The sequence below is a fragment of the Pseudonocardia sp. SID8383 genome, assembly GCF_009864975.1.
In the GTDB taxonomy this organism is placed as follows: domain Bacteria; phylum Actinomycetota; class Actinomycetes; order Mycobacteriales; family Pseudonocardiaceae; genus Pseudonocardia; species Pseudonocardia alni.
This window is the reverse complement of sequence record NZ_WWFY01000340.1, coordinates 1-9,009: the sequence shown is the minus strand read 5'-3', so window position 1 is coordinate 9,009 and position 9,009 is coordinate 1. Positions and strand designations below refer to the sequence as shown.

Genomic DNA, 9,009 nt, shown 5'->3' with positions numbered 1-9,009 from the left:
CCGCGGCGCTGCCCGTCCCCTGGTGGGTGCGGGTGCCGCGGGCCCGCTCCGGCGTCGTGGGGTCGGTCCCGGTGTCCGGGCCCGCCGCCCGCGACGCCGACGGCGACGGCGTGGCGGAGACGCTCGTCGTCGACACGGGACGGGGTCCGGAGTTCTGGACCGACCTCGACGGCGACGGTCTCGCCGACGCGGTGACCGGCCTGCCCGGAGGCCCCGGTTGAGCCCTGGGTCAGTCCTCCGGCTGGTCGGCGGGGGTGCGGCCCTCGCTGTCGGTGTTCGCGCCGCGCCGGAACCGGCCGACGCCGCGGCGCTGCTCGGCGATGGAGCGGTCGATGTCCGCGGACACCTTCTGCTGGCGGCGCCGCTCGCGGATGCGCAGCAGCACGAGCATCGAGACGCCATAGGCGATCCCGACGATCAGCAGCACGGCTCCGATCTTGAACACGATCTGCTGCACGCCGGTGATGCTCTCGATGTCGATCACCGAGATCATGCCGAGGACGCCGAGGGTCAGCAGGTGGAACAGCACCACCAGCAGCCGGTTGATGGAGTGCGACGTCTCCGTGTTCTGGAAGACGTCCTCCAGGAACGGCTGTCCGGTGCGCAGCAGGATCTGGCCCACGACGACCGTGATCGCCACTCCGACCACGACCAGTGCGAGATAGCCGCCGGTTCCCTCCACAGTGGGCCCCTCCCCGTGCGTGTGCAGGGTTGGAGACTACCCCGCGCGACCGGTTCGACGCGCTCTGCGCGCGATGTGTTCATCCGTTTCAGGAACGGGCGGCGAGCAGCTCCCGCAGTGTGTCGAGCAGCTCGTCGGTCGACACCCCGCCGGTGAGCGGTGCGCCGGTCAGGGTGCGCAGGTAGAGGCCGTCCCCGACGAGCTGCACCAGCCAGGCCACGACCGGGTCGTGGATCTCCTCGCCGAGCGCGGCGAGCCCGTCGGCGTCGACGTCGGCCAGCGCGCTCCGTGCGGCCTCCCCGGAGGTGGTGCCGTCGGCGATGCGCAGGGTGGCGAGGTAGGTGCGGGTCAGCCCGACCGGCGAGGTGTTGCCCGGCATCGAGGTGCGCAGATAGTAGGCCACGGTGCCCGCCGTGTCCGAGCGCATGAGCTCGGCGTCCCGGGCGCTGCGTTCGCGCAGCCGCTCCAGCAGGCCGCCGACCAGCGACTCCTTGGAGTTGAAGTGGTAGAGCAGCCCGCCCTTGGACACCTCGGCCGCCGCCGCCACCGCGTCGAGGGTGGCGCCACCGGGCCCCTGCTCGATCAGCAGCGTCTCGTACGCGTCGAGGACCCGGTCGCGGGCCGAGCCCGGTCCCCGTGTCCCCGCGTTCCGTCGTTCCGTCGTTCGGAGTGGGACGCCATGGGCGAAGCCTAGTGCCCGTGCCCCGCCTCACAGCCCCGGCCGGGAATGGACTGTACCGTCTGGACGGTATAAAGATGTACCGTCCGGACGGTAAAGCTGCGTCCGGATCCGGGCACCACGGGACGACGAGCACGAGGGAGAACGGCGATGGCACGGCCGGAGGTCGGCGCAGGGGGCGCGGCGATGGACACGGGCGGGCCGGACGTGGCGCCGCGGCCCGGGCCGCGCGCCTGGCTCGCGCTCGCGGTGCTCGCCATCCCCACGCTGCTGGTATCGATCGACAACACGGTGCTCGGCGTGGCGCTGCCGGAGCTCTCGGCCGCGCTCCGCCCGGACGCGGCGACGCTGCTGTGGGTCGTCGACGTCTACCCGCTGGTGCTCGCCGGGCTGCTGGTCACCATGGGCACCCTCGGCGACCGGATCGGCCGCCGCAGGTTGCTGATGATCGGTGTCGCCGGTTTCGGTGCGGTCTCGCTGCTCGCCGCGTTCGCCACCTCGGCCGCCCAGCTCGTCGCGGCGCGCGCCCTGCTCGGCGTGTTCGGCGCGATGCTGATGCCCTCCACGCTGGCGCTGCTGCGGTCGGTGTTCCTCGACCGGACCCACCGCAGACTCGCGCTGGCGATCTGGGCGACCGGGTTCGCCGCGGGCGCGGCGCTCGGCCCGATCGTCGGCGGGCTGCTGCTCGAGCACTTCTGGTGGGGCTCGATCTTCGTGATGAGCGTGCCGCCGATGGCGCTGCTGCTCGTCGTCGCGCCGCTGGTGGTGCCCGAGTCGCGGGAGACCGAGCCGGGCCGGCTCGACCTGGTCGGCGTGGTGCTGTCGCTGCTGACGATGGGACCGCTGGTCCTGGCCCTCAAGCTGGCCGGGTCCGCGGGCGGGGTGACCCCCGCCGTCGTCGCGTCGGTGCTGGTGGGTGTCGGCTCCGGGGCCGCGTTCGTCACCCACTACCGGCGACGCGTGCGGCGCGGCCTGGACCCGCTGATCGACCTGGAGCTGTTCGCCCGCCCCGTGCTCCGGCACAGCGCGCTGGCCAACGCCACCACCATGTTCGGGCTCACCGGGCTGCTGTTCTTCTCCGCCCAGTACCTCCAGCTGGTCGTCGGGTACTCGCCGCTGCAGGCGGGCCTGCTCCTGCTGCCGGGCTTCGTGGTGACGGTCGTGGCCGGGCTCGCCGCCGCGCGGCTGGCCCGCCGGTTCGCGCTGCACCAGCTCGTCGCGACCGGGCTCGCGCTCGTCCTGACCGGCTACGTGGTCTGCCTGTTCCTGCAGGTGGACTCGGCCGTCGTGCTGCTGATGACGGCCGCGGTGCTGATCGGCGCGGGGATCGGGCTGTCCGAGACCGTCACCAACGACGCGATCCTCGCCGCCGCCCCGCCGGAGAAGGCCGGCGCCGCGGCCGCGGTCTCCGAGACCGCCTACGAGGTCGGTGCGGTGCTCGGCACCGCGCTGGTCGGCGGGGTGCTGTCCGCGGTGTACCGGGCGGGTGTCGTGCTCCCCTACGGGACGCCGTCCTCGGCCGGAGAGACCCTCGGCGGGGCTGCGGACGTCGCGACGACGATGCCCGCCGACACCGCGGCGGCCCTGCTGGCCTCCGCGCGGGAGGCGTTCGTGCACGGGGTGGACGTCGCGTCCGGGGTGGCGGCGGTCGCCGTCGCGGTGGTGCTGGTGACGGCCGGGCTCGGCCTGCGCCGCGCGCACCGGGACGTCCTGGCGGCCGGTGCCTCCGCGGTGGACTCCGACGCCGGACACGCGGTCGCCCGCCGCTGACCGCTTGTCGCGGGGTGTGAGCGCCGGGTGACCACCCGTGACGGTCACGGGTGACCGTCCGGCCGCCCGGACGGGTGGTTCCGGCGACGCGCGGCCCCGTCGGACGCTCGTTCGGCGGATCCGGTGTGCCCCGGCTGGTTCACTACGGCTCGTCCGCGGCGACCGGTGCCGGTCGCCGGTGCCGACTCCACACGGGAGACAGCCGTGCCGTACGAGGTGGTCAGCGCCTACACCCTGGTGCTCGGGGAGCACCCCGGTGATTCCGTGGACGGCGCCGGGAATCCCGGCGCCGAGGACCACGACGTCGTCCCGGGCCGCCCGGAGGTCTCGGTCCACACCACCGCCGAGGACGCCTGGCGCGCGCTCGACGCCGGCGTCCGTGAGCGCTGCGGGATGCGGCCCCGGCCGCGCCGGCGGATCGACCCGGACGCCGTCGTCCGGCTCGCCGACGCCTGGCGGGCCGGCGACCCCGGCACGCGCTACTGGCAGGTGACCGCGCACCGTCTCCCGATCATGGTTCCGGAGCTCGCGCGCGCCGTCGCCGCGGTGCGCTGACCGCTTCCGTTCCTGAAAACCCTAAGTGGGTTCCGAGAATGCGTTGAAACGGTCGCTTCCGGCCTGCGGGTGAATTTCCACGGCGCTTCTCCCGGAATGTGCCCGCCGATGTCACAGATCGTCCCCGAATCGGTCACCGGGAACAGGTTGCGTTCGTGTGACATGCCTGTCACCTGGGCGGACATCGCCGTCGTCCGTCGGCTACTGGATCGATTTACATGATCGGTGCTGTGCCTGACCTCTCAACTCCACCCATGGGTGGCGCACTATTTCGCAGGTAGCCTCGGAATCCACCTTTTCCCGTCTGGGCCCGTCACCGACTCCGGTCGCGGGCCCGTCGTAGTTCCCCCGGTGACGGGCCGGGGCCGGCGAGGAGAACAGGACGACATGACTGCAGCGACCGTTCCGGGCACCGACAAGGCACCGACCACCAACCAGGGCGTCGCGGCCTGGGTCCAGGAGATCGCCGAGCTGACCGCCCCGGACCGCGTCGTGTGGTGCGACGGTTCGGACGAGGAGTGGACCCGGCTCACCGACCAGCTGGTCGAGCAGGGCACCATCGTGCGGCTCGACCCGGAGAAGAAGCCGAACTCCTTCTACGCCGCGTCCGACGCCGGCGACGTCGCCCGCGTCGAGGAGCGGACCTTCATCTGTACCGAGACCGAGCGCGGTGCCGGGCCGACCAACAACTGGGTCGCGCCCGCCGAGATGAAGCGGACGATGACCGAGCTGTACCGCGGCAGCATGAAGGGCCGGACCCTCTACGTGGTCCCGTTCTGCATGGGCCCGACCGACGCCGAGGACCCGAAGCTGGGCGTCGAGATCACCGACTCCGAGTACGTCGTGATCTCCATGAAGATCATGACCCGGATGGGCGCGCACATCCTGCCGCTGCTCGACGAGGCCGGTGACCGCTGGGTCAAGGCCCTGCACTCGATCGGTGCCCCCCTGGCCGAGGGTCAGGCGGACGTCCCGTGGCCGCACAACGAGGACAAGTACATCAGCCACTTCCCGGAGACCCGGGAGATCTGGAGCTACGGCTCCGGCTACGGCGGCAACGCCCTGCTGGGCAAGAAGTGCTACGCGCTGCGCATCGCCTCGGCCATGGCGCACGACGAGGGCTGGCTCGCCGAGCACATGCTGATCCTCAAGCTGATCAGCCCGGAGGAGAAGGCCTACTACGTCGCCGCCGCCTTCCCGAGCGCCTGCGGCAAGACCAACCTCGCGATGCTGCAGCCGACCGTGCCCGGCTGGCGCGCCGAGACCGTCGGCGACGACATCGCCTGGATGAAGTTCGGCGAGGACGGCCGGCTCTACGCCACCAACCCCGAGTTCGGGTTCTTCGGCGTCGCGCCGGGCACCAACTGGAAGACCAACCCGAACGCCATGCGCACCATCGAGGCCGGGAACGCGCTGTTCACCAACGTCGCGCTGACCGACGACGGCGACGTGTGGTGGGAGGACCTCGAGGGCGACCCCCAGCACCTGACGGACTGGAAGGGCAACGACTGGACGCCCGACTCGGGCGTCAAGGCCGCACACCCCAACTCCCGCTACACCGTGCCGATCGACCAGTGCCCGGTCGTCGCCCCGGAGTGGAACGACCCCAACGGCGTGCCGATCTCGGCGATCCTGTTCGGCGGCCGTCGCAAGACCACCGTCCCGCTGGTCACCGAGGCCCGCAGCTGGCAGCACGGCACCTTCATGGGCGCGACCATGTCCTCGGAGAAGACCGCGGCCGCGGCCGGCACCGTCGGTGAGGTCCGCCGCGACCCGATGGCGATGCTGCCGTTCCTCGGTTACAACGTCGGCGACTACTTCGCCCACTGGGTCGCCACCGGCAAGGGCGCGGACGCGGACAAGCTGCCGAAGATCTTCTACGTCAACTGGTTCCGCCGCGGCGAGGACGGCCGCTTCCTGTGGCCCGGTTTCGGTGAGAACAGCCGCGTCCTGAAGTGGTGCATCGAGCGCCTGGAGGGCAAGGCCGCCGCCGTCGACACCCCCATCGGGTTCGTGCCGACCGCCGACCAGCTCGACCTCGACGGCGTCGACGCCGAGCGCTCCGACGTCGAGGCCTCGCTGGCCGTCGACGTCGAGGAGTGGAAGGCCGAGATCCCGCTGATCGAGGAGTGGTTCGCCACGATCGGCGAGGACAACCTCCCGACCTCGATCCGCGACGAGTTCGAGGCCCTGAAGCAGCGCCTCGGCGCCTGACCCACCGCGGCCCCGGCCGCGCGGGACCCACGGAGCCCCCGTACACCGCCCGGTGTGCGGGGGCTCCGTGCTGCGTGCCGACCACACCGGAGTCGCCCCGTCCGCCGCCCCCGCGGACGGGACCCCGGGTCGAGACTCGGTAACGGCGGTCCCACGACCGGTGACAGCGAACGTTGCTCGACGTAACGTGCCCGACCGGGTCGACTCCACGACGGCGTCGGTCACGCACGGTGCACGAGCAGGGGGCGGCATGGTCACGACGGAGCGGCCGGGAGAGCCAGGGGCCGGGGGGACGGGCACGGCCCGTCGTCGCGACCCGAAGCAGATCGCGATCTGGGTCGCGGTGGCGGTGGTGGGGGCGATCGCCTGGTCGATCGTCGCGTTCACCCGCGGCGAGGAGATCTCCGCGGCCTGGCTGGTGTTCGCCGCGGTCGCCTCCTACGCGATCGCCTACCGCTTCTACTCCCGCTTCATCGCCCACCGCGCGCTGCGCGTGGACGACACCCGTGCCACCCCGGCCGAGCGCCTCGACGACGGGCAGGACTTCCAGCCCACCGACCGCCGGGTGCTGTTCGGCCACCACTTCGCGGCCATCGCCGGTGCGGGCCCGCTGGTCGGTCCGGTGCTCGCGGCGCAGATGGGCTACCTGCCCGGCACGATCTGGATCATCGTCGGCGTCGTGTTCGCGGGCGCGGTCCAGGACATGGTCACGCTGTTCTTCTCCACCCGTCGCAGCGGGCGCAGCCTCGGCCAGATGGCGCGCGAGGAGATCGGGCCGGTCGGCGGTACGGCGGCCATCGTCGCCGTCCTCGCGATCATGGTGATCCTGCTGGCGGTGCTGGCGCTGGTCGTCGTGCAGGCCCTGGCCGACTCGCCGTGGGGCACGTTCTCGCTCGCGATGACGATCCCGATCGCCCTGTTCATGGGCTTCTACCTGCGCTACCTGCGACCGGGGAAGATCATCGAGGTCTCGGTGGTCGGCGTCGCGCTGATGCTGCTGGCCATCGTCGGCGGCGGCTGGGTGCAGAACTCGTCCTGGGGCGAGGTCTTCCACCTGACCGCGAACCAGCTGACCCTCGCGCTGGTGGTCTACGGCTTCGCCGCCTCGGTGCTGCCGGTCTGGATGCTGCTCGCGCCGCGCGACTACCTGTCGTCGTTCATGAAGGTCGGCGTGGTCGTGCTGCTCGCGGCCTCGATCCTGCTGGCCTGGCCGTCGCTGCAGATGGACGCGCTGACCCGGTTCGCCTCCGACGGGCAGGGCCCGGTCGCGGCGGGCTCGCTGTTCCCGTTCGTCTTCATCACCATCGCCTGCGGTGCGCTGTCCGGGTTCCACGCCCTGGTCGCCTCGGGCACGACGCCGAAGCTGATCCAGAAGGAGTCCCAGATCCGGGTCATCGGCTACGGCGCGATGCTCACCGAGTCCTTCGTCGCGATCATGGCGCTGGCCGCGGCCTGCATCCTCGACCCCGGCCTCTACTTCGCGATGAACATGCCCGCGACGGTGCTCGGGCCGACGGTCGAGTCCGCCTCCGCCGCGGTGCAGCAGATCGGGTTCACGATCTCCCCCGCCGACCTGACCGCGGCCGCGCAGGCCGTGGAGGAGCAGACCCTGGTCGGGCGCTCCGGCGGGGCGCCGACGCTGGCCGTCGGACTGTCGACGGTGTTCTCCCAGGTCTTCGGCGGCGACGCGATGCGGGCCTTCTGGTACCACTTCGCGATCATGTTCGAGGCGCTGTTCATCCTCACCACGGTGGACGCCGGCACCCGCGTCGGGCGCTTCATCCTGCAGGACACGGTCGGCAACGTCTGGCCGCGCTTCCGCGACACGGGCTGGCGCCCGGGTGCCTGGATCTGCAGCGCGGTCATCGTCGGGGCCTGGGGCTACCTGCTCTACGCCGGCGTCAACGACCCGCTGGGCGGGATCTACCAGCTCTTCCCGCTCTTCGGCATCGCGAACCAGCTGCTCGCGGCGGTCGCGCTGGCCGTCTGCACGACGCTGCTGATCCGCACCGGCCGGGCCCGCTACGCACCGATCACGCTCGTGCCGCTGGTGTTCGACGCCGTCGTCACGCTGACCGCGAGCTACCAGAAGATCTTCTCCGACAACCCCAAGCTCGGCTTCTGGGCCCAGCGCGACCAGTACCAGGCCGCGCTCGACGCCGGGAAGACCAGCCTGGGCACCGCCACGACCGTCGAGGCGATGCAGAAGGTCGTCGTGAACACGACCGTCGACACCGTGCTCACCGCGCTGTTCGCGGTGCTCATCGTCATCGTGCTGGCCGACTCGGTCCGGGTGTGGGTCGCCGCGCTGCGCGGACGCCCGCTGCCCGGCGGCTCCGAGGACCCGTACGTCGAGTCCCGGATCCAGGCGCCGGCCGGACTCGTCGCCACCCGCGAGGAGCGCGAGCTCGCGCGGGCCGGGGGCTCCGGATGAGCCGGGTCCGGGCGTTCTGGACGTTCCTGCGCGAGCTCGCCGGGGAGCGCGACTACGAGCGGTACCTCGCCCATCGGGCGGCCCACCATCCGGGTGCCCCGGTGCTGGGCGAGCGCGAGTTCTGGCGGGAGCGGACCGACCGTCAGGACCGCGTCCCGTCCGCCCGCTGCTGTTGACTCGGGCATTTCACTCCGATGGAGCAGTGCCCGGACGAACTCGCTAACCCACTGTGGATGGCAAAGGGTGCTGAGGGGGGCGTCGCTGCACGGTGTCGACGAGATCGGCCCAGCGTGGCGCCCCAGCAGGTAGCCTGTCGCGGGGAGCCGGGGCCGTCCGAGTGGACGAACCCGCACCCGCCGTGTGCCCCGAAAGGGACCCGGCTCCGTCGCTCCTCGTGACGGTGGCCGACCGGTCCCGGCCGGAAAGTCGCGGCGGAGGCGGAACACCGGGCCGTCCACGGCGATACACACCGTGAACGTCGTCCCCGGGGCGACGACACAGGTACGGCGGAGGTGTGAGGCGAGATGCTGGACGTCCGGGTGTCCGAGGACACGGACATCGACGCGCTCGTCGCGTTCGTCGAACGGCTGGCGTCGGCCGGCCGCGGCGGAGCGGCACCGCGGACGGCGGCGGCGCGGATCACGGGCGACGTGCGCGCCGGCCGGGTGCCCGCCG

Annotated in this window: 8 protein-coding genes and 1 pseudogene; 6 read left to right on the top strand and 3 right to left on the bottom strand. The window is 72.1% G+C overall.

What is annotated here, in order from left to right; genetic code table 11:
- A partial coding sequence (locus GTW08_RS08165; RefSeq protein WP_346009880.1) for a DUF6802 family protein occupies positions 1-221 on the top strand: 221 nt, incomplete at its 5' end.
- 8 nt (positions 222-229) lie between these two features.
- On the opposite strand, the gene GTW08_RS08160 is transcribed toward GTW08_RS08165, so the two are convergent.
- The 3 genes and pseudogenes from GTW08_RS08160 to GTW08_RS32675 all read right to left on the bottom strand — a co-directional run.
- Positions 230-682: a hypothetical protein gene (locus GTW08_RS08160; RefSeq protein ID WP_073576104.1), complete on the bottom strand. Its 453-nt coding sequence runs from the start codon at positions 680-682 to the stop codon at positions 230-232.
- Positions 683-770: 88 nt separating this feature from the next.
- On the bottom strand, positions 771-1,142 hold the full coding sequence (locus GTW08_RS32680) for a TetR/AcrR family transcriptional regulator (RefSeq protein WP_346009881.1): 372 nt from the start codon (positions 1,140-1,142) through the stop codon (positions 771-773).
- Between the two features lie 30 nt (positions 1,143-1,172).
- A pseudogene (locus GTW08_RS32675) lies at positions 1,173-1,277 on the bottom strand (TetR family transcriptional regulator); the annotation flags it as partial.
- A 234-nt stretch (positions 1,278-1,511) separates the two neighbouring features.
- Here GTW08_RS32675 and GTW08_RS08150 point away from each other — a divergent pair.
- The 5 genes from GTW08_RS08150 (at position 1,512) to GTW08_RS08130 (ending at position 8,510) form a co-directional block, all read left to right on the top strand.
- On the top strand, positions 1,512-3,131 hold the full coding sequence (locus tag GTW08_RS08150; RefSeq protein WP_083658710.1) for an MFS transporter: 1,620 nt from the start codon (positions 1,512-1,514) through the stop codon (positions 3,129-3,131).
- A gap of 204 nt (positions 3,132-3,335) precedes the next feature.
- A complete protein-coding gene (locus tag GTW08_RS08145; protein ID WP_073576155.1) occupies positions 3,336-3,686 on the top strand; it encodes a hypothetical protein in 351 nt (116 codons plus the stop codon).
- Positions 3,687-4,073: 387 nt separating this feature from the next.
- The gene (locus GTW08_RS08140; protein ID WP_062398923.1) at positions 4,074-5,900 is read left to right on the top strand and encodes a phosphoenolpyruvate carboxykinase (GTP); all 1,827 of its coding nucleotides are present in this window, start codon (positions 4,074-4,076) and stop codon (positions 5,898-5,900) included.
- A gap of 250 nt (positions 5,901-6,150) precedes the next feature.
- On the top strand, positions 6,151-8,334 hold the full coding sequence (locus tag GTW08_RS08135; protein WP_202416704.1) for a carbon starvation CstA family protein: 2,184 nt from the start codon (positions 6,151-6,153) through the stop codon (positions 8,332-8,334).
- Complete coding sequence (locus tag GTW08_RS08130; RefSeq protein WP_073576102.1) at positions 8,331-8,510, top strand: YbdD/YjiX family protein; 180 nt, start codon at positions 8,331-8,333, stop codon at positions 8,508-8,510. The genes GTW08_RS08135 and GTW08_RS08130 overlap by 4 nt, the downstream gene beginning before the upstream one ends.
- Positions 8,511-9,009: the final 499 nt, after the last annotated feature.